Source organism: Arthrobacter parietis (assembly GCF_039530425.1).
GTDB lineage: Bacteria > Actinomycetota > Actinomycetes > Actinomycetales > Micrococcaceae > Arthrobacter_D > Arthrobacter_D parietis.
In genome coordinates this window covers 1,374,213-1,394,289 of record NZ_BAAAON010000001.1, presented here as the reverse complement: position 1 = coordinate 1,394,289, position 20,077 = coordinate 1,374,213, and the positions used below count along the sequence as shown (strand labels likewise).

The following is a 20,077-nucleotide window of genomic DNA, read 5'->3' as shown; positions in this document are numbered from 1 at the left end:
TCAGCCCTTGAGGCCACCAGCCAGCAGACCACGGACGAAGTACCTCTGCAGCCCGAAGAAGACCAGCAGCGGGACGATCATGGACACGAAGGCGCCGGCCGTGAGTCGGTGCCATTCGCCGCCGCGGGTACCGGTGAGCTCGGCGAGCCGCTGCGTAATGGGCGCAACGTCCCCTGTACCTCCGGAGAACACCAATGCAACCAGCAGATCATTCCAGACCCACAGGAACTGGAAAATGGCATAGGAGGCCAACGCCGGCACCGACAGTGGAATGATGATCCGCCAGAAGATAGTGGCGTGTCCGGCGCCGTCCACCCTCGCTGCCTCGATCACTTCACCGGGAATCTCCGCGATGAAGTTGTGCAGCAGGAAGATGGCCAGCGGCAGCGCGAAGATGGTGTGCGCAATCCACAGCTGTGCGTAGGATCCGGATGGAAGGAGCTCAAACTCGCCGATCTTCAGGTTCACAAAGAGGGTGAGCAGCGGAATCAGCGCCATCTGCAGAGGAATGATCTGCAGGGCGAAGATGAACACGAACAGTGTGTCCTTCCCGCGGAAACTGCTCCACGCGAAGATGTAGGCCGCCATGGAGGCGATCACCAGCGGTATGAGCGTCGCCGGAATCACGATCGCCAGGGAGTTGATGAAGTACTGGCCGAGGTTCGGCGACTGGCTGCCGCCCGAGATCAGGACGTCCGCGTAGTTGTCGAGTGTGAACTCGAAGTTCGAGAGCACGTTCCACCAACCATTTTGGTTGATGTTCTCTTCCGGCCTGAACGAGGAAATGAACAGCCCGAGCGTCGGTACGGTCCAGATGACAGCGATGATCACCGCGGCGATCGTGGCGCCGCGGGACGTCAGGCGCTGTTTCACCCGGCGGGCGATGGGCGGTTGTACCGTGGTGTCTTCCCCGGTGTCTTTGGTTCCCATGGCTGGAACAGCTGGTGTCGAAGTCATCGGATTTCCTTCTGCTTCTTGAGCACGCGGGCGTTGTAGATAACCACGGGCAGCACCATCAGGAACAGGATCAGCGCCAGTGCCGCGCCCCGGCCGGGTTCGTTGGCCCGGAATGCCTGCGTGTACATCTCATTGGCGATCACGGAGGTGTCATAGTTTCCGGCGGTCATGGTCCGCACAATGTCGAACACCTTCAGGGTGATGATCGTGATGGTGGTGATCACCACCACCAACGCTCCGCGGATTGACGGAATGGTGATGCTCCAAAACTGCTGCCAGGCAGTCGCACCGTCCAGGCGCGATGCCTCCACGATGTCTGCGGGGATGCCTTTGATGGCGGCGGAGAGAATCACCATGGCAAAGCCCACCTGGATCCAGACCATGACGGCGATCAGGAAGAAGGTGTTCCCCGGTGCCTCGAGCAGGAACTGACGCGGTTCGCCACCGAACCAGACGAGGATCTGGTTGACCAGCCCGATCTGCTCCTGTTCCACTCCGCGATAGGCGTACATGAAGTTCCAGATAATGCCCGCGCCCACCATGGAGATGGCCATCGGCATGAAGACGAGTGCCTTCAACACTCTCTCGCCGTGCGCCTTGTCGATGAAGACGGCATAGACGAGACCGATGATCGTGGAGATTGTGGGCACGAGAATCACCCATAGGACGGTGTTCCGAAGGGTGACCAGGGCGGTCGGCTCGGTGAACATCCAGATGAAGTTGTCCAGACCGGTGAGGTTTCCGTCGCGGTCGGTGAACGCGAGGAAGGTGGTCTGCAGCGCAGGCCAGACCATGCCGACAATCAACAGGATTGCAGCGGGTGCCAGAAAGCCGATGATCGTCGCCTTGTCGCGGAACGATTTGGGTGCACGGTCCACCAGCAGCATGATGATCCCGATGACGGCGGCGAAGATCGCCATGGCGATCACCACCTGCAGGAATTTCTCGCCGAGATCCTCCATAACGCAGCCTCCTTGCTGGGTGCGGTCAGTTGTCAGGACAGACCCGGCGTCCCACTACCGTGGAACGCCGGGTCCGCAGAAGGAACTACTGGGGCCAGCTGCTTTCGATGGTGTCAACCACTTCGTTGGTCGGCGTGCCATTGATCCATTCGACAATGCCGCTCCAGAAGGAGTTGGCGCCAACGGCGCCCGGCATCAGGTCGGAGCCGTCAAAGCGGAAGACAGTGTCTTCGCTCTGCAGCAACTCGATGGACTGCCGGTCCAGCGCGCTTTGTGCCAACGACGGGTCGAGGGCCTTGTTGGCGCTGATTGCGCCGCCCTCGGAGACGCGGTTATTGGCAAACTCACCGCTTGCCATGAAGGTCTGGAACGCTACCACCGCAGGCTCATCTGAGTACGCTGCGACAAACTCGCCGCCGCCCGTGATCGCGCTGCTGCCTTCCTCGACACCCGGGGTCATGAATGCCCAGACGTCTCCGTCTTCGGCAACCTCGGTTCCTTCAGGCCAGTTGGCGGCCTGGAAGGATGCCTGGTGGTGCATGGCGCATTCGCCGTCGAGTACCGGCTGGCCGGCATCAGCGAACGGAGTGGTCAGGATGGAGCGCACGTCTCCGAAACCGCCATTGACGAACTCGTCGTTCTTCAGAATTTCACCGACGGAATCGAAAGCTTCCACGATCTGGGGATCATTGAACGGAATCTCGTGGTTCACCCACTGGTCATAGACCTCAGGTCCGGCCTGGCGGAGAACATAATCTTCAACCCAGTCAGTACCCGGCCAGCCTGTGGCTTCACCGGATTCGAAGCCTGCGCACCACGGCTTCATGGTTCCCTCGGCAGCGATGTCCTCAGTGAGGGTCATCATTTCATCGAGGGTGGTAGGGATTTCCCAGCCCTTCTCCTCGAAGGTTGCAGGGTCATACCAAACGTAACCCTTGACGTTGGCGAGCATCGGGGCGGCGTAGAACTCGCCGTCCACGGTGCCGTAGCCCTTCCAGTCCTCGGACCAGTTCTCGTCGACAAGTGCCTCGACGGCATCCGGCGCGGGCAGGACGTTGCCGCTGGCAACCTCGGCTGCAAGCAGACCCGGCTGCGGGAAGATGGCGATGTCCGGCGGGTTCCCGGCCTGTGAACGGACGCCGATCTGGGTTTCGAATTCCTTCGAGCCTTCGTAGACAACCTCGATGCCGGTGCACTCGGCGAAATCGGCCCACGAGTTCTCGAGACTCTCCGCTTCGACGTCGACGATGGTCGAGTAGACACTTACCTCTTCACCATCGAAGGTTCCGTAGTCCTCGTAGTTAGCGCAGTCGGCAGCCGGCTGGTCACCGCCTCCTTCGCCCTCGCTTCCCGATCCACAGGCGGAGAGTGTGAGTGCTAGCACGCTGAGTGCGGCCACTGGCAGCACCGCTTTCTTACCGCGAATAATCGCCATGAAAATGACTCCTTTGTCCGGCAGCTAGGCACTGAATTGGTTACCGCCGCCTTGCCTCTTGATACGATCAAAGTAAGCGCTTACGTTGTGATCTGCAACACCAGGCGCACCCGACCGCCCCGTCGATATCCAATCGTGACCCACCATCCTGCAGAGGAGCCCCCATGACTGCCTCCGATCTTTCAACTCCCGTCCACCCGGTTCAGGACCGTGGAGGCGCCGCCTGGTGGGAAGACGCCGTGATCTACCAGATCTACCCCCGTTCCTTCGCGGACGGAAACAGCGACGGCATGGGTGACCTGCACGGCATCACCAGCAAGCTCCCCTACCTTCAGAACCTCGGGGTGAACGCCGTCTGGCTTTCGCCGTTCTATGTTTCACCACAGGCGGATGCCGGCTACGACGTCGCTGATTACCGGGATGTGGATCCCCGCTTCGGCACCCTCGCTGACTTCGATGCCATGTTGGCCGACGCCCACGAGCGCGGACTCAAGGTGATCGTTGACCTGGTACCCAATCACACTTCGGACGAGCACGAGTGGTTCCAGGCCGCCCTGCGCTCTCCGAAGGGCTCCAGCGAGCGCAACCGTTATATGTTCCGGGACGGCGGCGGCGAGAACGGCGAGCTGCCCCCGAACAACTGGCAGTCGATTTTCGGCGGCGATGCCTGGACGCGGGTGGAGGACGGCCAGTGGTACCTGCACCTGTTTGACACCAAGCAGCCGGACCTCAACTGGGAGAACCCCGAAGTGCATGAGGAAATGATCTCTGTCCTGCGCTTTTGGCTGGACCGCGGGGTGGACGGCTTTCGCATCGACGTGGCGCACGGCCTCGTCAAAGCGGAGGGACTGCCGGACTGGGCCGGCCGCGAGAGCATGGTGGGCGACGTACACAACCCCGATGCAGCCGAAGAATCAACAGCCACCGAGCCCACGCCGCCGTACTTCGACCAGCCCGGCGTCCATGCGATCTACCGCGACTGGAACCGCGTCCTGGCCGAGTACCCCGGGGACCGCATGCTGGTCGCGGAAGCGTGGGTGGAACCGGCGGAGCGGCTCTTCCACTATGTCCGCCCGGACGAGATGCAGCAGGCCTTCAACTTCGATTTCCTGCGCGCCGGTTGGGATGCCGGGCGCCTGACCGCAAGCATCACCGAATCACTCGCGCAGGCCGGGAATGTCGGTGCGCCCAGCACCTGGGTCCTCTCCAACCACGACACCGTCCGGCACACCACGCGCTTCGGCCTGCAGGACCCGACGCAGCTGCCCAAGGGCGTTGGGCCGCGGGATGAGCAGCCTGACGAGGCGCTGGGACTGCGGCGCGGACGCGCAGCGATTCTCACCATGCTGGCGCTGCCCGGTTCCGCCTACCTCTACCAGGGAGATGAGCTCGGCCTGCCCGAGCACACCCTGCTGGATGACACCGTCCGCCAGGACCCCGCGTTCTTCCGCACGGAGGGCGTGGAGCGCGGCCGCGACGGCTGCCGGGTGCCGCTTCCGTGGAAGGCTGACGCACCGGGCTTCGGCTTCAGCACAACCAACAACAACGACGACGCCGCCCCCTGGCTGCCCCAGCCCGCCGGCTTCGCGGCGTACGCGGCGGACGTCCAGGTTGACCGCCCCGGCTCCGTGCATGAGCTGGTGAAGTCGGCGTTGACCGAACGCTCTTCGCGTGGACTGGGGCGCGGATCGCTGGAGTGGGCGCCGGAGCACCGCCCCGGCGAGGGCGTGATCGCCCTTACCAACGGTTCAGTGCTGGTGGCTGCGAACATGGGCGAGAAGCCCATCGAGCTGCCTTCCGGCGTCGTCGTACTTGCCAGCGCGGAAGATGCCGTATCTGAAGCGGGAGGCGGCAAGAAGCTGCAGCCGGACTGCGCGGTGTGGATCGAGCGGTCCTGACGCAGCCGGCGCCGCGCGGGACTAGCCCTAACGCACCCTCTGCCTAGCGCACCCTTTCGGCGCGGGTGAAACGCGAGCGGGCACCGGAGCTGATGCTGATCAGCACCGGTGTCTGCACGCCGAGCACGGCATCCAGCGCAGACACGAGCGCCGAGACCTCCTCCGCTACCACATAGGGCGCCACGCCCTGCCGCGGGAAGACCTTCACCTTCAGTGCAGGCCGGCCACGGAACTCATAGGTGGATACGGCCGAGTTCACAAGGTCCACCCGCTCACTCAGTGCAGCCTTCAGGGCCTGCTCCGCCACCGCCGCGTTGATGGTGACGCTGCCGGGAACCGGGTGGTCGTCGTCGTCATAGGCAAGCGTTCCTGACCGTCCCTTCCCCTGGTTGGCCACCCACGCGAACACGAGGATGATCAGCAGCACCATCAGCAGGGCTAGAACGATCCAGAGCCAGCTGTCCCGCTGCCCGGGGAGGGTTGTAGCGTCCAAAACGTTGCTGATCCACTGACCAGCCTGCGAAGCCGTTGACTGCCACCAGCCGGCGACGGCGGGGACACCGAGCGCCATGGCGAGCGCTCCGGCGAGCATCAGTCCCAGACCGAAGACTGCGAGCAGGATCCGGTTGATGGTCCGTGGCGTCTGGTTCACTGCCCGATCACCCCGGACTGCGCAATCGCCACCGAGACCTCGGGCACCGGATCGATGGCGGTCCGGCGAAGCTCATCCTCCACGGCCGCCTGGACGGACTCCTGGTTCACGGGGATGCCGGATGTTGGCCGCACCTGCACGTCGACGAGCCGGCGGCCGATGGTCACCAGCACCTGCTCCGGAGTCACCCCCGCAGCCACGCGCGCGCGGCGCGCCAGCGAGGATGCCAGCACCTCCGCATCGACAACGACGGCGGCGCGCCCGTTGGGAATGCTTAGCCGCGCCCGCCTGCCGGGAAGGATCGCAGCGAGGAAAAACAGGAGCCCCACCAGGAAGATCAACACTCCCGCCGCGGCAAGCACTGAGGCGGAGACACCTGCCGGAAGCGCACCCAGCCACCCTGCCGTTGCCTCCGGCCCCAGTAACCAGGGATTTTGGCCAAGCGCCTTCAGAGCGGCCTCCAGCATCACGTACAGGCAGACGAGGATGACCAACCCGGCAACGATCGTGGCCGGTACCGCCCGGGATGCGTGGGTTTCCCGGTGGATGACGTCCGAGGTCAGGCGGGTGGTCTCATCATTCATTGCGTCCTCCCGCGCTCACTGACACGGGCGCCGGTGACCCTGATGTCGACGCGGCTCAGACGGGACCCGCTCAGCTGGGCGACCCGCTCAAGAATGACCCCCTTGGCTCGATGCACGCGGTCCTCAACGGATCCACCGAACATCTCAACAGCCGCGGGGTCCGCTGCCACCCGGTGCAGGGAAGGGATGGCGATGGGCGTAGCAAGGCTGAGGGCGAGCAGACCGGCGTCGTCAGACCAGCTGGCGCGGACCTCGCGGACGGGAACCCGAAGCACCTCGGCTGCAACGGCGCACGCTGTGCTGGTGAGCGCCTGCGTGCTGATCCGGTTGTGGCCGGCCAGCCGTTGCGGCGCTGCGGCTGCTGCGGTCACGATGATGAGCGGCGTCCGGCCAGGGCATCCCGCACGCTGCGCAGGTCGAGCTTGCCCTCCGCAACCCGGCCGACGAAAGCGCCGATAGCCATGAAGAGTGCCACCAGGAGGAAGCCCCAGAAGTGGAAGATGAGCGCAGCGAAAGCAAGGATGGTGCCAACGAGGATACCGACGACGGTGAGGTTCATAGTGGCTCCTTAGCTCGCCGCGGGGCGGGGCTTCTCAGTGCTCTTGGGATCATTCAGGCCGGGCACGTGTACATCATTGATTTCAACGTTGACTTCAATCACCTTCAGGCCCACGAGCTCACCGACAGCGGCGAATACGGCTGCGCGCACCTGGTCGGCCACCGCAGTGAGCGGGTAGCCGTATTCAGCAACGAGGTTGATGTCAACGGCGGCTTGAATCTCCCCCACCTCCACGTGCACACCCTGCGCCAGGTCGCTGCCACCGACCACATCGCGAAGCGCCCCAAGCGCTCTGCCGGTGCCGCTGCCCAGCGCGTAGACCCCCGGCACCTTGCGGGCGGCGATCGCGGCAACCTTTGCGGCGGCAGTTTCGGAGATGGTTGTCCTGCCGGTTGCGGATTCAGTAACGGGCGCTACGCCCGCCGGCCCTGTTCCCTGCTCGTGCTCCATGCTGGCGCCCTTTCTCTTTCGCCCAGCCTAACCCTTCCGCTGAACCTTTGACACGCGCCGGAAGGGTCAGCGGGAAGGCTCGCTGCAGTGCTCCCTGAGCCACTCCTGGACTGGCTGCAGCGCCTCACGGAACGCGGATTCATCAAACTGGCCAGTGCCGTGCGGGCCGCTCTCAGCGGCGTCCGCCACCCGGACGAAATGCGGCTTGAGCTCGTCGGGAACCTTGCCGTGCAGGTGATGCAGCTGATCCTCAAGCTTGGCCATGGTCTCGGGATCTTCATCTCCCCTGAAACTGAGCGGGGCCAACAGCACAGAGGAGATTCCGGCGGCAACAACCAGGCAGTCCGCCATGGCCGCTCCGGTGTTGTGTGCGCCCTCCGCGAGCCGAGGATCGGGCGATTGGAACATGGATGGCGAAGACTGCGGTGGTTCGGAAGGGATAGGCGGCATGCTCAGGGTGCTGGCTGCCTCCGGTGGGGCAGCGGCGCACCCGGCCAGGGACAGGGTGAGCGCACCAAAAACGGCCACGGCGAACTTGAGTCTCACGCCTGGCGGTCCTTCCATTGAGGGGTGGTGGCTGATGGAGTGCCGGCTGCCTGCAGACAGGGCTCCACCTCTCTAACGGTCAACGGCGTGAGTCTTCTCCCGCAGCATGGCCACGGCCCGCCAGCCGTTAGACTTCCCCCAGGACGTGCAGGAGGGGGAACCACACCGTGTCCATAGAGGTAGGCAGCCGAAGCGAGACACAGCGGCTTCTCACACTGGAGCGCTATTCCCTTGCGGACGGGTTGTCCGGCCGCGAGGGAACCTATTACGAGGATCTCGACAACCTCGTAGTACTGGCCGCGGACGTCTGCAGGGTCCCCTTCGCTGTCATCAACATCATCACCGCCGACCAACAGCACCAGATAGCCGCTCGGGGTATCGAAGCGAGTGTGTGTTCACGCGAAGACTCAATGTGCGCCCAGGTCTTCCGCTATGGCCACACGGTCATGGTGGAGGATTGTCTGGAGGACCCGCGGTTCCGCGGGAACCCTTTTGTCACCGGTGAGATCGCCGAGGTCCGCTTCTACGCCTCTACTCCGCTCATCACCGCGGAGGGCGACGCGTTGGGAACACTGTGCGTATTCGATGATTCACCCGGCTCGATCACTCCACAACAGAGCCGCAGCCTCGAAATCCTGGCCACCCAGATCATGGACATCCTGAACTTGCAACTGCGGACACGCGAGTTGAGCACCGCCCTGCAGGAGCTGAAACGCAGCAATGAACTCCTCGCGGAATTCGCCGGGCGGGTGAGCCATGATCTGCAGGGTCCGCTCACAAGTATTCGCGGCTTCGCCGAGATGCTTGAGGATGACACCGCGATTCCCGCCCGCAGCACCAGCCGGAAATACCTCGAGCGCATCGGTGCCAGCGCGGGCAGGATGACGGCGATGATCGAAGAGCTCCTCGCATTTGCCCGCTCCAACGGAACTCTGCGCGTCCAACCGGTCAGTTTGGCGGCAACCGTGAGAGCCGTGCAGGACGACCTCGCCGCCGCCATCTCCGCTGCCGGAGCGCGCCTTGAGGTGGAGGAATTTGTGGGCCAGGCTGATCCCACCCAGCTACATACGCTGTTGCAGAATCTGCTCCAGAACGCCCTGAACTACCGCCATCCCCACAGGTCTCCCAGAGTACGGATCAGTGCCGGCCAGTCCGCCGAAGATAGGTGGTGCCTGAAGTTCGAGGACAATGGCATCGGGATTGCTCCCGAAGACCGGCAGAGGGTGCTCGAACCGCTCGTGCGGCTGGAGAGCAACGCAATAGCCGGTACCGGGCTCGGCCTGGCAACCTGCAATCGGATTGCCCAGGCGCACGGCGGTTTCCTTGAGCTGGAGGAGACCGAGGGCGGCGGCCTGACCATCCTCGCGTGTTTTGGCAGCGGTAGTTAGCAGGAACACCGGCGCCGGCTACGGTGACGCGTTCTCGAAACCTGTCCGGGTCATGGTGCCCCAGACCTGCTTCTTGCCGCGAAGCGCTGCCCACCAGCCCTGAATCCGCCAGATAGCGGTCAGCTGGCGGTACCCGATGTTTTCCTGAACCGATACCAGCAGGGCCACCCAGAGATCCCCCCACCGGTTGTAGCGGTGGAACGAAGCTTCCTCGACCAGCAATGCCATCAGCGAGACAAAAATGGCATAGAGGTACGCGACAGCGATGAACGCGAGCGCGTAGGGCACGTTCACCACGCCGAGCAGCAGTCCCAGCGGGACAATGACGAGGCCAAAGAGCTCAATGGCGGGAGCGATGAGCTCAAAGATCCAGTAGTAGGGCAGCGCAATCATGCCCACGGTCCCATAGCGGGGGTTGAACGTCATGCCGCAATATTTGATCAGGACTTCCCACAGACCGCGGTGCCACCGCCGTCGTTGTCTTGCAAGGACCGCGGCCGTGGAGGGAACTTCCGTCCAGCACACCGGTTCGGCGATGAAGATGACGCGGTACTTCCGTTTGGACCGGCGCATCATCCGGTGCAGGCGCATGACCAGTTCGAAGTCCTCGCCGATGCAGTCCGGGTCCAGACCACCCGCCTGGGTCACGAGGTCGCGCCGGAACATTCCGAAGGCACCGGAAATGAGAATCAGGGAATTGAGTTGGGACCACCCCGCCCGCCCAAGGAGGAAGGAGCGCAGGTATTCCACGATCTGAATGCGGGCGAAGTAGTTCTTCGGCATGTTCACGCTGACCACGCGGCCTGCAACGACCTCGCATCCGTTGGCCACGCGCACCACTCCGCCGGTTGCGATCACGCGCTCGGGGTCATCAGTGAAGGGCTTGGACACCACAAGGAGGGAATCGGGATCCAGCAGGCTGTCGGCGTCGACCATCACCACGAGGTCCTTGGACGCGACGTTCAGTCCCATGTTCAGCGAATCCGACCGGCCCGAGTTTTCCTTGTCAACAACCACGATGGGCAGCGCTGTATCCCGCGCACGGTAGATGGCGCGGATGGTTCCCCGGACGGGCACCTTGACGGACACTTCCCGCCGGTCTTCGACGAGGTCATAGACATCGATCAGCGTTTGCAGCGTCTCATCCGAGCTGCCGTCATTGACCACCACGACTTCGTGATCCGGGTAGCGCAGGTCGAGCACAGAGCGGACGGACGTTGCGATGACTGCGCCCTCGTTATACGCCGGCATCAGGACGGAGATTCCCGGACTGAGCGGGGATGCGGCGGTGACTCGGGCCCCGGCAAAGGACTGCCGCCGGAGATGCGCGGTGAAATTCACGCTCGCGAAGATGATCAGCAGCAGCAGGAACGAATTGATCACGATGAAGTAGGCCAGTACGGGGTACGCCGTGATCTCGAAGAGCAACCGGATTGCCGCTCTCAGCGGCTCAAGCACGTTCTCCATCCGTTCCCCCTATGCATCCACGAGGATGCGGCGGACATCCGCATCGGCATGCTCGATGACCCGCCTGCGCACGTCGCGTGCCTCGGCGCCGGGCATCGCCTTGAGAGCTTCTCCTGCTGCCTGCCGGACAGACGACGACGCAGCGCTTGAGCAGGAAATGTCCGCAAGTTCGCTGATGGCAGGCTTGTGGCCGAGCCGTCCCAGTGACCGGGCGCAGGCAGCGATGACGACATCGGACGCACCTTCCCTGCCCCGCTCCGCAACCATGCAGTCGAACAGTGCGTCCGCGGCTTCCGACATGAGCAGCAGGCCCACCACAGCCGCAGAGCCATAGCGGATCCCGGCGTCCCGGTCCCGCAGACCCTCGATATACACTGCGGGATCCTGTTCGGGCAGATTGAGCAACGCCGTGGCGGCAACCGAGTGCGGGATCCCGCTGGTCAGCGAAAGCGCATCGACGAGGTGCCCTCCGGCCTCGGGCTGGGCCGCGACGCCGAGGGCACGCGCCGCCACAAGACGGACCTCGAGGCTCTTGTCCTGAAGGGCGACCGTCAAGGGGCCGATGACCTCCCTGCCGCCGAGAATGCCGAGCAGTTCAGCCGCAGCAGCCCGCTGAATGGCGCCGCGGGAATGGATTCGGTCAAGGGATCGGCTGAGCAGGCCGCGAGCGGCGAGGACGCGGATCATGGCCTCGCACACATCACCACGAACTTCGGGGATCATGCGCAGCAGGGTGTTTTCCACGTGCTCCCCGAGGGCGCCCGTTGTCGATGCGAGTTCCGACTCCAACTCCGCCAGCGCCTCATCCTCGGCAACCGCGAGCATCATGATGCGGGTGCGGATTGCCTCGTCATGGACAGTCCTCCGGCGCTCACCGGCGTGGCGTGCCGCCTTGATGAGAACGACGGCAGTCAGAGCCAGCACGCACGCGACAACCAGAACGACAACGGCGACCGCCAGCACATCCCATGAGACCAGCACGGGAGTTAGCGTGCCAGGATGCCGGCAACCCGGGCTGCGAGTTCGCGGGGGCTGAAAGGTTTGACGACGTAGTCGGTGACGCCGGCGGCGAACCCATTCTCGATATCGCGTTCCTGGTTTTTGGCGGTCAGGAGGATCACCGGAACGGAGATCGGAGGCTCTGCCGAGCGCATCATTCTGACCATGTCCACCCCGGACATGCCAGGCATCATGACGTCGGAGATCACAAGGTGGTACTCATTGTTGGTGGCCAGTTCCAATCCGGCGACCCCGTCACCGGCGGTCTCAACCTCGTAACCGCTTGACTCAAGCTTGGTGGAGACGAGATCGCGGATGTCCGCGTCATCGTCAACAACCAGGATTCTGTGTGGCATTGCCGATCCTCCCCGCAATCCTTGCATCTTGCCCCCCCCTACCCAGACCTAGCCTAATCGACGGCCGGCGACCCTGTTTCGATTCGTCGCTGATGCGCGGAAGGATTAGCTTGGCGGGGAAACTGCGGGGCAAAGCAAAAGCCCCCGGTTTCCCAGGGGCTTTCAGTGGTGGCTCCGACCGGCGTCGATCCGGTGACCTTTCGATTTTCAGTCGAACGCTCTACCAACTGAGCTACAGAGCCTTGCAACCATCGTGTGATGATCACCGTCGACGCCCGGATTTCTCCGACCGCCTCAGCGACCCTGACGGGACTTGAACCCGCGACCTCCGCCGTGACAGGGCGGCGCGCTAACCAACTGCGCTACAGGGCCTTGCGATTTTGCAAGAGTTTGATCCTATCAGCACCCAAACGGTGCTTTGAACCACTCCCTTGCGTACCCCCAACGGGATTCGAACCCGTGCCGCCGCCGTGAAAGGGCGGTGTCCTAGGCCGCTAGACGATGGGGGCCAGGACCACACAAGTGCTTTACTCCTCGTTGTGGACCTCTAAAACTATAGGGCTTCGATCTCGATTACACAAAACCTCTGAATCGCCGGTCGGACGTCCTGCGGAAGCGACGGCAGTAGAGTTTCCTCCGTGCCCATCGATATGAGCCTCGAGGACTTCGAATCAGCAGTCGACGACGCAATTGACCAGATCCCGGACAGGCTGGCGAGGGCTATGAACAACGTCGCCATCTTCGTCAAGGAGGAATTTGAGCCCGGCCCCGGCGAGGAAGCGGATCCCGACCTGCTCGGCCTCTATGAGGGTACTCCGCTGACGGAAAGGGACTCCTGGTGGGATGCCGGCTCCCTGCCCGACCGCATCAGCATCTTCCGGCAGCCGCTGCTGAGGATGTGCGGGAGCCGCGAGGAACTCGTGGATGAAATCCTCATCACCGTGATCCACGAGGTTGCGCATCACTTCGGGATTGATGACGAACGCCTCCACGAGCTGGGCTGGGGGTAACCCAACCTGGCTACCGCCGGGGCTTCATACTGGTTATATGGGCGCACACTCTCATGGGCATCCCGTCACCGCGACGGGGAAGCACCGCAAGTCGCTGGTGCTGGTCGTGGCGATCACACTCGCCGTCGTTGTTGTTCAGGTGATCGGCGCTGCGCTGTCCGGGTCCCTGGCCCTGCTCGCTGACGCGGGCCACATGCTTTCCGACGCCGCCGGCGTTTTCATAGCGCTGCTTGCCTCCTGGATAGCAACCCGGCCTGCCACTGTGCGGAGCACCTACGGCTACCAGCGGGCAGAAGTGCTGGCGGCACTGGCCAATGCCGTCATCCTGGTGGTGATCGCGGTGGTCATTGCGATCGAGGCGTTCCGCAGGCTGGGTGAGCCAACAGAGGTGCGCACGGACATCATGCTGATAGCTGCGCTGCTCGGCGGCGCGGCGAACCTCGCCTGTCTGCTGATCCTCCACGGCGGGCATAAGGAAAGCCTCAATCTTCGAGGCGCCTATCTGGAGGTGCTGGGAGACCTGCTTGGGTCAATTGCCGTGGTGATTGCCGCCGTCGTCATCGCAGTGACCGGATTCCTGCAGGCTGACGCCATAGCCTCCATCCTCATTGCAGCCATGATTCTGCCGCGCGCATGGAGCCTGCTGAGAGACGTGATCAATGTGCTGCTCGAGTCCGCCCCCAAGGGTGTGGATCCGGCGATGATCCGGGAGCACATCCTGAAAGTGCAGGGGGTTGTTGACGCACACGACATTCACGCGTGGACCATCACCTCGGGCGTTCCCGTCTTTTCGGCCCACGTGGTGGTGGACACCGAAAGCCTGAACGCCGAGGGTGTTGACCGCATGCTCGACCGCCTTACGCACTGCCTCAGCAACCACTTCGATACCGAGCACTGCACGTTTCAACTTGAACCGCTGGAGCATGCCGTGCATGAGAGCCGGCAGCACGCCTGACGCGGGCGCGACACGCCGTGAACGGCCTTGCGTTGGGAATGACACCGCTGTTGTTTAAGATACTGGTGTGACAAATGTTGCCGAAGTGACATTTGGGGCTCTATCCTCGGACAAGTCTGGTTGCCGTCCGAGGATCGAGTTATGCCGCAAACCTTTTCGCAGCGCGGATTTTCCGCGCTCACTGCCATGCTCGTGGGATCGCTGCTCACCGTGGGATTGACGCCGTCGCCAGCCTTTGCAGCATCGGATCTGCCCAGCCCCGCCGACATTGCCACTGCGGAGGACAACACAGCAGCGGCGGCTGAACTCGTGACAGAGATCGAAAGCATCCTCGAGAATGCTTCCGCAGAGCTGCAGGGCGCGCAGGTTGAGGCAATGAAGTCGCAGGGCGCCTACATTGATGCACTCGCGGAACTTGATGAGCGGCGGTCGACCGCCCAGCGGCTTTCGGCACTGGCCGGGCAGGCCGAGCAGACCTACCGCACTGCCTCTACGGAGCTCGGTCAACTTGCCGCTGACATTTACCGTGCGGGCGGCATCATGCCGGACAGCAGCCTCCTTTCGTTCGCCCAGGACCCAGGCAGCATCATGTATCAGGCCTCCACTGTCGAAGGCATGGCCGCCTCCCGGTCACGCACCGTCAACCAGGCTGAAACTGCGGCGAAGTCGCTCGAGTCCCTGCAGGCCGACGCACGCAACGCGGAGCAGGCAGCCGCCGACGCAGCCGAGGCCGCGGAAAAGGCCGGAGCCGCCACAGAATTCGCGATGGCGAGCGCCGCGAGCCTGGTGGAGGAGAAGGAGGCCGAACGCGGAACCCTGGTTGCGCAGTTGGCGCAGCTGCGGGACACCACCGCGGCTCTCGAGGAGCAGCGTATCGCCGGCCTTGAACAGGAACGACGCGAGGATGAGCTCGCTCGCATTCTTGCCGCATCAGCCGAGGCGGCTGCCGCAGCGACCGCCTCGCCTCGCTCCGAAGCACCGCTTGCTCCAGCCCCCACACTGGTGCCGCCGGCGCAGGCTTCTCCGCAAACACCCGCGCCTGCACCGGCGCCCCAGCGACCCACCATTCCTGCTCCGGCACCTGCTCCGCGTCCGACGACGCCGGCTCCTGCTCCCGCGCCCGCTCCGGTTCCGCCGCGACCGGCACCCCAACCTGCACCTGCACCTGCTCCCACGCCGGCACCTCCTCCGCCGGCACCGGCACCGGCACCGGCACCGGCACCCCAGCCTGCACCGGCTCCTGCTCCGCCTGCAGTGAATCCCGGCGGAGTGGCGGCAGCCGTCAGTTACGCCCGTGCGCGCGTCGGAGCGCCCTATTTCTATCAGTGGGGAGGCAACGGTCCGCGGGGTTATGACTGCTCCGGGCTGGTGCAGCAGGCCTTTGCCTCAGGGGGCATCTCACTCCCGCGTACAGCGTCCGCGCAGTTCTACGCGGCACAATCCCATGTGCCGCTGTCGCAGGCACAGTTCGGTGACCTTGTCTTTTGGGGCGAGGGCGCCGGCATCTGGCACGTTGCCATCTACGTAGGTAACAACACCGTGGTCAACGCCCTGAACCCCTCACAGGGCATTCTCGAGGTGAATCTCGCGAATATGAGCGGGATGGGCGCACTCAACCCGCTCGCTGCGCGGTTCTAGGCGACCATCGGTCCGAAGTTTGCGCGGTCCGTCAGGCGAGGATCCTCCCTGTCCGGCACCACAAGAACCGGGCCTTTCGCGTGGTGCAGCACGCCCTGGCTGGTGGAGCCGAGCAGCATTCCGGCGAATCCGCCGCGGCCGCGGGTGCCAAGCACAACCAGCTCGGCCGTCCGTGATGCCTCGATCAGCACCTCAACGGGAGGCCCGTCGAGGAGTTCCACTGATATGTCCAGTTGAGGGAAATGGCTCTGCAGCCATGCCTTCCCCGCGTTGAGTTGAACCATGATCTCCGCGTGGAGTGCGTCCCGGTCAACCGGGGTGGGCATCCATGCAAGTGAACCGGTGAAGGGCGGCAGTGAACACACCACCCGTACGGGCAGACCACGAGACTGCGCCTGCTCGGCTGCAATCAGCGAAGCCATGCGCGCCTGCTCGGAGCCGTCAACTCCGACCACAACCACCTTTTCGATCTCTTCCGCGCGCGGGCACGGCTCGCCCTTCGGTTTCGGTGCGGATACGCCGGCCTCATCGAGCCTCGGGGCACAGTACAGCGGTACAACCACAGTGGGGCACTTTGAGTGCGCCGGCAGTGCGGCGCTCACGGAGCCAAGGAGGCGTCCAACGAAGCCTCCCCTGCCACGCGAACCCACAACCATGAGTTCGGCCTCCTCGGAGAGCTCAAGGAGCACACCTGCGGCATCACCGCTCTCCACCCGCGGCACAATTTCGATGTTGTGGTGACCGGCTATCTTGCTGATGGACTGATCGAGGACCGCCTGCGCCCCCTCCCGGATCACCGAATCATCCACGGTTGCGTAACCGGCATCCATGCTCGACGCCGCGAAGACCGGGACGGTATAGGCAGTTACTACATGGAGTGGGCAGTGGCGGCGCTCGGCCTCCTGTGCCGCCCAGACGAGAGCACACATGCTCTGGTCGGAGCCATCAACCCCCACAACCAGTCCGCGCCCCTGGGAATGCCACGGCGCCTCCGGCTTATGAGCCTCACTCATGGTCCGCCTCCTCGCGGTTGAACCTCAATTGACACCTTCGCTCAGCCGTCCAGATATTTCTAGCCTACTCTCCAGTAGGAGGACTATTCAGCACCCAAAAAGTTATATAGGCTTCGAGAATCGTTATCGGGCGGATGGTCTCCACAAAGGTTCCCGCCCGCTTTCAGTGCGCTTGGTTGACCCGTTCGCAGCCAAGTGTCCGCACAGCCCGGAAGAGGCGCCGGGCTGTGCGGAATTCTCCTTCGTCCAGGAGGTTTTCATCGATGCTGCCGAAGCCGATCGACCACGTCGCCGCTGATCCTTCCGTGCCCTCAGCCGCAGAGATGACCACCACAGTGGTGATTGGCTCCGGGTTGTCCGGGCTGGCCGTTGCCAGCGAGCTGAGCCGGCGCGGCGTGCAGTCCATCGTGGTCGAGAGCATCGAATGCCTGAACTCCGGGCCAAACCGAACCGTAATGACGGACTCGGTGTCGCTGTCCGAACGCACGGAACTCCTGCGGCTGCTGCGCTGCTACGCGTCAAGCCATTCACTGGACATCCGCCAGGAGACGGTTGCTGAGGGACTGTGCATAGTGGGCTACTCCCAGCTTCTTCCGGCTCCGGTACTCGGGTCCAAGAAATGGGCGGTGCAGACGCGGAACGGCGTCCTGCTCGCAGACCACGTGGTCTTGACCAAGTATCCACAGAACCAGCTGCGCCGTTTCGTGCAGTCCCTCGGCCTCGCAGTGGGAATCGACATCAAAGCGGCGCTTCGGGCTATCGGTCTCTACCTCATCGGGGTGGGCGAGATGCTGACGCCGACAACTCGGGAAATTGTCCGGCAGGCCAAGGTCATCAGCGACTCAATTGTCTCGCAGGGAGCTCTCGCGGCTCAGGTGATCCAGCCAGTGAAGGCTTCCGTGATGGCCGCCGCTGTTGCCGGATCAACCAGGCGTCCGCCCGCAATCAGCGCCTGAGAAGGTGCCCGCCCGCAATCAGCGCCTGAGAAGGTGCCTACGCGGCGTCGTCGTTGTTGCCCTGGGTGAGGCGCCGCCTGGCTCCAAGTGCCAGCACCACAGCGAGCGCAATCAGCACCGCAATCATCAGGATGACTCCCCAGGAAAGACCGGAGTCTGCCGCCGGCTCCTGGTCAAGCGCGCCGGGGTCAGCTGTTTCGATCGGGCCTGCTGTACCCGCGGACGCCTCAGGCGTCCCCGCAGCCTCAGACGCCTCGGCAGCAGCGCCTGCCGTAGCCGTGAAGTCGAAGGTACCTTCAATCGGGTGCGAATCAGAGGACACCACACGCCAGTTCACCGTGTAGGTTCCGGCCGGCGCCCCGGCGCGGATCGCCTGTGTGGCCACGGTGTCAGTGATGGAGACCTCGCCCTCAGCCCAGTCTTCGCCCGCAGCATCAAGCACCTGAACCTGCGAGCCGATGGTCGCAGGAACATTGGTGAACGTGAGTTCAATCGCCTGAGGCATTGTCTTGAGCGTTGCACCCGGCTCCGGAGTCGAGGAGCTCAGCTCATCATGCGCTGACGCAATCGAGGCTGATCCCAGGACTAACGCGAACGCAACCAGAAGTACGCCGGCCAGGAGCACGGCGGTGCGCTGAACGGAACGCGCACCCGGAATACGCGCCGCGCGCGCTGCAACTACTGCGGAAGGCTTCATGCCTTAAGCCTACGGGAGCGAACTGGCAGAATCCTGAATCCGCCATTGGATAGACTCCTTGAGCGAAACTCCCCCACCAACAGAGGAATACCCGTGCCTGAACTGCGCACCGCGATGGACCGCTACTTCCAGCTCACCGCTCGCGGATCAACCTACTCACGTGAAATCAGGGGCGGCATCGCCACGTTCTTCGCGATGAGCTACATAGTGGTGCTCAACCCGCTGATCCTCGCTGGAGCGGACGCAAGCGGAGGCAGCCTCGGGTTTGAACGTGTGGCGGCAGTGACCGCGCTCGTCGCGGGACTGCTGACCATCCTCATGGGCGCCTGGGCCAAGTATCCCTTTGCTCTTGCCACCGGGCTGGGCGTCAACGCCTTTGTGGCCATCACGGTTGCCACCAATCCGGAGCTCACCTGGCCGGACATGATGGGCCTTGTGGTTCTTGCCGGCCTGACCATGCTGGTGCTGGTCCTGACGGGCTTCCGTACCGCCGTCTTCAATGCCGTGCCGGAGAGCCTGAAAACAGCGATCGTCGTCGGTATCGGGCTCTTCATCGCACTGATCGGACTGGTGAACGCCGGTTTTGTCCGGCGTATCCCAGATGTTGCGGAGACCACCGTGCCGGTCGGGTTGGGATTCGGGGGCGTACTCCTCGGCTGGCCCACCCTGGTGTTCGTATTCGGCCTGATCCTGACCATCGCACTGGTGGTCCGCAAGGTTCGCGGCGGCATCCTGATCGGTGTCATCGCCGCCACCATTCTGGCCGTCATCATCGAAGCCGTGGCGAACGTCGGGCCGAGTGTGGGACCGGACGGCTCCAACCCACAGGGCTGGTCGCTCGTTGTTCCGGAGCTTCCTTCCGGGGCCTGGATCGGCCTCCCCGACCTGAGCCTGGTCGGCAGTGTCAGCGTCTTCGGGGCGTTCGGCAGCCTCGGCGCCACCGCCGCCCTGCTGCTCACCTTCACCATCCTGCTCAGCATCTTCTTCGACGCCATGGGCACCATGGTGGGCCTGGCAAATGAAGCAAAGCTGGTGGACAAGCGGGGCAACATCCCCGGCGTCGACCGCGTTCTCATTGTTGACGCTCTCGGAGCGGTGGCCGGCGGGGCGGGATCAGTCTCTTCCAACCAGATCTACGTCGAATCGGGCGCCGGTATCGGCGAAGGCGCGCGCACCGGCATCGCCAACATCGTGACCGGCCTGCTGTTCCTCGTGGCCATGTTCTTTACGCCGCTGATCTCGCTGGTGCCGTTCGAGGCAGTGGCGCCTGCCCTCGTCGTCGTTGGTTTCATGATGGTGTCCCAGGTGGGCCGGATTGACTGGCAGGACTGGGGAATCGCCATTCCCGCGTTCCTGACGTTCACGCTCATGCCGTTCACCTACTCGATCGCCAATGGACTGGGCGCCGGGTTCATCGCGTACGTCCTGGTCCGCACGTTCCAGGGCAGGGCCAGGGAAATCCACCCGCTGATGTGGGCCGTGGCAGGTGCATTCGTGGTGTTCTTCGGGATCGGCCCGATCGAGCAGCTGCTCGGCGTCGGCTGACCCACCCGTT

21 protein-coding genes and 3 tRNA genes are annotated in these 20,077 nt (G+C 63.7%); 7 read left to right on the top strand and 17 right to left on the bottom strand.

Translation table 11 applies throughout. The features are described from left to right. From ABFX19_RS06645 to ABFX19_RS06635, 3 genes are all read right to left on the bottom strand, one after another. Entirely contained in the window at positions 1-957 is a 957-nt protein-coding gene (locus ABFX19_RS06645; RefSeq protein ID WP_056545889.1) for a carbohydrate ABC transporter permease, read from the bottom strand. Then, positions 954-1,919 carry a carbohydrate ABC transporter permease gene (locus ABFX19_RS06640; RefSeq protein WP_277359051.1) on the bottom strand — a complete coding sequence of 322 codons (966 nt, stop codon included), beginning with the start codon at positions 1,917-1,919 and terminating at the stop codon, positions 954-956. The genes ABFX19_RS06645 and ABFX19_RS06640 overlap by 4 nt, the downstream gene beginning before the upstream one ends. Positions 1,920-2,004: 85 nt before the next feature. Continuing rightward, positions 2,005-3,354, bottom strand: coding sequence for an ABC transporter substrate-binding protein (locus ABFX19_RS06635; protein WP_277359052.1), 1,350 nt, complete (start codon positions 3,352-3,354; stop codon positions 2,005-2,007). Positions 3,355-3,518: 164 nt separating this feature from the next. Between ABFX19_RS06635 and ABFX19_RS06630 the strand changes: the two genes are divergently transcribed. Next, positions 3,519-5,252: a glycoside hydrolase family 13 protein gene (locus ABFX19_RS06630; RefSeq protein WP_277359053.1), complete on the top strand. Its 1,734-nt coding sequence runs from the start codon at positions 3,519-3,521 to the stop codon at positions 5,250-5,252. 43 nt (positions 5,253-5,295) lie between these two features. Here the strand turns inward: ABFX19_RS06630 and ABFX19_RS06625 are convergent, their stop codons facing one another. From ABFX19_RS06625 to ABFX19_RS06600, 6 genes are all read right to left on the bottom strand, one after another. Beyond that, on the bottom strand, positions 5,296-5,904 hold the full coding sequence (locus ABFX19_RS06625; protein WP_346027847.1) for a hypothetical protein: 609 nt from the start codon (positions 5,902-5,904) through the stop codon (positions 5,296-5,298). Continuing rightward, complete coding sequence (locus ABFX19_RS06620) at positions 5,901-6,488, bottom strand: DUF6286 domain-containing protein (RefSeq protein ID WP_277359055.1); 588 nt, start codon at positions 6,486-6,488, stop codon at positions 5,901-5,903. Before ABFX19_RS06620 ends, ABFX19_RS06625 begins: the two co-directional genes overlap by 4 nt. After that, positions 6,485-6,865, bottom strand: coding sequence for a hypothetical protein (locus ABFX19_RS06615; RefSeq protein ID WP_346028049.1), 381 nt, complete (start codon positions 6,863-6,865; stop codon positions 6,485-6,487). Before ABFX19_RS06615 ends, ABFX19_RS06620 begins: the two co-directional genes overlap by 4 nt. Continuing rightward, positions 6,856-7,047: a DUF2273 domain-containing protein gene (locus ABFX19_RS06610; RefSeq protein WP_277359790.1), complete on the bottom strand. Its 192-nt coding sequence runs from the start codon at positions 7,045-7,047 to the stop codon at positions 6,856-6,858. The genes ABFX19_RS06615 and ABFX19_RS06610 overlap by 10 nt, the downstream gene beginning before the upstream one ends. 9 nt (positions 7,048-7,056) lie before the next feature. Beyond that, a complete protein-coding gene (locus tag ABFX19_RS06605) occupies positions 7,057-7,497 on the bottom strand; it encodes an Asp23/Gls24 family envelope stress response protein (protein WP_277359789.1) in 441 nt (146 codons plus the stop codon). 66 nt (positions 7,498-7,563) lie between these two features. Beyond that, positions 7,564-8,043: a hypothetical protein gene (locus ABFX19_RS06600; RefSeq protein ID WP_346027846.1), complete on the bottom strand. Its 480-nt coding sequence runs from the start codon at positions 8,041-8,043 to the stop codon at positions 7,564-7,566. A gap of 167 nt (positions 8,044-8,210) precedes the next feature. On the opposite strand from ABFX19_RS06600, the gene ABFX19_RS06595 reads away from it, so the two are divergent. Continuing rightward, positions 8,211-9,431, top strand: coding sequence for a sensor histidine kinase (locus ABFX19_RS06595; RefSeq protein WP_277359787.1), 1,221 nt, complete (start codon positions 8,211-8,213; stop codon positions 9,429-9,431). A gap of 18 nt (positions 9,432-9,449) precedes the next feature. Here ABFX19_RS06595 and ABFX19_RS06590 read toward each other — a convergent pair whose 3' ends face one another. From ABFX19_RS06590 to ABFX19_RS06565, 6 genes are all read right to left on the bottom strand, one after another. Beyond that, positions 9,450-10,898 (bottom strand): glycosyltransferase family 2 protein, encoded by a 1,449-nt coding sequence (locus tag ABFX19_RS06590; protein ID WP_346027845.1) that lies wholly within the window; start codon positions 10,896-10,898, stop codon positions 9,450-9,452. Positions 10,899-10,907: 9 nt separating this feature from the next. Further along, positions 10,908-11,879, bottom strand: a complete 972-nt coding sequence (locus tag ABFX19_RS06585) for a HEAT repeat domain-containing protein (RefSeq protein ID WP_346027844.1) — start codon at positions 11,877-11,879, stop codon at positions 10,908-10,910. A 5-nt stretch (positions 11,880-11,884) separates the two neighbouring features. Next, positions 11,885-12,253 (bottom strand): response regulator transcription factor, encoded by a 369-nt coding sequence (locus tag ABFX19_RS06580; RefSeq protein WP_277359784.1) that lies wholly within the window; start codon positions 12,251-12,253, stop codon positions 11,885-11,887. 166 nt (positions 12,254-12,419) lie between these two features. After that, a tRNA-Phe gene (locus tag ABFX19_RS06575) sits at positions 12,420-12,495 on the bottom strand. A 56-nt stretch (positions 12,496-12,551) separates the two neighbouring features. Further along, positions 12,552-12,625 (bottom strand) — tRNA-Asp (locus ABFX19_RS06570). Between the two features lie 64 nt (positions 12,626-12,689). Next, a tRNA-Glu gene (locus ABFX19_RS06565) sits at positions 12,690-12,762 on the bottom strand. 141 nt (positions 12,763-12,903) lie between these two features. Here ABFX19_RS06565 and ABFX19_RS06560 point away from each other — a divergent pair. The 3 genes from ABFX19_RS06560 (at position 12,904) to ABFX19_RS06550 (ending at position 15,856) form a co-directional block, all read left to right on the top strand. Continuing rightward, positions 12,904-13,263: a metallopeptidase family protein gene (locus ABFX19_RS06560; protein ID WP_346028048.1), complete on the top strand. Its 360-nt coding sequence runs from the start codon at positions 12,904-12,906 to the stop codon at positions 13,261-13,263. Positions 13,264-13,300: 37 nt separating this feature from the next. Then, positions 13,301-14,218, top strand: a complete 918-nt coding sequence (locus ABFX19_RS06555) for a cation diffusion facilitator family transporter (RefSeq protein ID WP_056545857.1) — start codon at positions 13,301-13,303, stop codon at positions 14,216-14,218. Positions 14,219-14,359: 141 nt separating this feature from the next. Next, complete coding sequence (locus tag ABFX19_RS06550) at positions 14,360-15,856, top strand: C40 family peptidase (RefSeq protein ID WP_346027843.1); 1,497 nt, start codon at positions 14,360-14,362, stop codon at positions 15,854-15,856. Here ABFX19_RS06550 and ABFX19_RS06545 read toward each other — a convergent pair. Beyond that, positions 15,853-16,869: a universal stress protein gene (locus ABFX19_RS06545; RefSeq protein WP_277358764.1), complete on the bottom strand. Its 1,017-nt coding sequence runs from the start codon at positions 16,867-16,869 to the stop codon at positions 15,853-15,855. The genes ABFX19_RS06550 and ABFX19_RS06545 overlap by 4 nt on opposite strands. 263 nt (positions 16,870-17,132) lie before the next feature. On the opposite strand from ABFX19_RS06545, the gene ABFX19_RS06540 reads away from it, so the two are divergent. Continuing rightward, positions 17,133-17,825, top strand: coding sequence for an FAD-dependent monooxygenase (locus tag ABFX19_RS06540; protein WP_346027842.1), 693 nt, complete (start codon positions 17,133-17,135; stop codon positions 17,823-17,825). A 37-nt stretch (positions 17,826-17,862) separates the two neighbouring features. Here the strand turns inward: ABFX19_RS06540 and ABFX19_RS06535 are convergent, their stop codons facing one another. Further along, positions 17,863-18,522: a copper resistance CopC family protein gene (locus ABFX19_RS06535; RefSeq protein WP_277358766.1), complete on the bottom strand. Its 660-nt coding sequence runs from the start codon at positions 18,520-18,522 to the stop codon at positions 17,863-17,865. Positions 18,523-18,636: 114 nt separating this feature from the next. Between ABFX19_RS06535 and ABFX19_RS06530 the strand changes: the two genes are divergently transcribed. Next, positions 18,637-20,067: an NCS2 family permease gene (locus tag ABFX19_RS06530; RefSeq protein WP_428831025.1), complete on the top strand. Its 1,431-nt coding sequence runs from the start codon at positions 18,637-18,639 to the stop codon at positions 20,065-20,067. Positions 20,068-20,077: the final 10 nt, after the last annotated feature.

What these genes read in the sequence shown, in the direction of transcription:
- ABFX19_RS06645 (WP_056545889.1), bottom strand. Translation starts at nt 957, where the DNA reads ATGACTTCGACACCAGCTGTTCCAGCCATGGGAACCAAAGACACCGGG.
- ABFX19_RS06640 (WP_277359051.1), bottom strand. Translation starts at nt 1,919, where the DNA reads ATGGAGGATCTCGGCGAGAAATTCCTGCAGGTGGTGATCGCCATGGCG.
- ABFX19_RS06635 (WP_277359052.1), bottom strand. Translation starts at nt 3,354, where the DNA reads ATGGCGATTATTCGCGGTAAGAAAGCGGTGCTGCCAGTGGCCGCACTC.
- ABFX19_RS06630 (WP_277359053.1), top strand. Translation starts at nt 3,519, where the DNA reads ATGACTGCCTCCGATCTTTCAACTCCCGTCCACCCGGTTCAGGACCGT.
- ABFX19_RS06620 (WP_277359055.1), bottom strand. Translation starts at nt 6,488, where the DNA reads ATGAATGATGAGACCACCCGCCTGACCTCGGACGTCATCCACCGGGAA.
- ABFX19_RS06610 (WP_277359790.1), bottom strand. Translation starts at nt 7,047, where the DNA reads ATGAACCTCACCGTCGTCGGTATCCTCGTTGGCACCATCCTTGCTTTC.
- ABFX19_RS06605 (WP_277359789.1), bottom strand. Translation starts at nt 7,497, where the DNA reads ATGGAGCACGAGCAGGGAACAGGGCCGGCGGGCGTAGCGCCCGTTACT.
- ABFX19_RS06590 (WP_346027845.1), bottom strand. Translation starts at nt 10,898, where the DNA reads ATGGAGAACGTGCTTGAGCCGCTGAGAGCGGCAATCCGGTTGCTCTTC.
- ABFX19_RS06580 (WP_277359784.1), bottom strand. Translation starts at nt 12,253, where the DNA reads ATGCCACACAGAATCCTGGTTGTTGACGATGACGCGGACATCCGCGAT.
- ABFX19_RS06560 (WP_346028048.1), top strand. Translation starts at nt 12,904, where the DNA reads ATGAGCCTCGAGGACTTCGAATCAGCAGTCGACGACGCAATTGACCAG.
- ABFX19_RS06555 (WP_056545857.1), top strand. Translation starts at nt 13,301, where the DNA reads ATGGGCGCACACTCTCATGGGCATCCCGTCACCGCGACGGGGAAGCAC.
- ABFX19_RS06550 (WP_346027843.1), top strand. Translation starts at nt 14,360, where the DNA reads ATGCCGCAAACCTTTTCGCAGCGCGGATTTTCCGCGCTCACTGCCATG.
- ABFX19_RS06545 (WP_277358764.1), bottom strand. Translation starts at nt 16,869, where the DNA reads ATGAGTGAGGCTCATAAGCCGGAGGCGCCGTGGCATTCCCAGGGGCGC.
- ABFX19_RS06540 (WP_346027842.1), top strand. Translation starts at nt 17,133, where the DNA reads ATGCTGCCGAAGCCGATCGACCACGTCGCCGCTGATCCTTCCGTGCCC.
- ABFX19_RS06535 (WP_277358766.1), bottom strand. Translation starts at nt 18,522, where the DNA reads ATGAAGCCTTCCGCAGTAGTTGCAGCGCGCGCGGCGCGTATTCCGGGT.
- ABFX19_RS06530 (WP_428831025.1), top strand. Translation starts at nt 18,637, where the DNA reads ATGGACCGCTACTTCCAGCTCACCGCTCGCGGATCAACCTACTCACGT.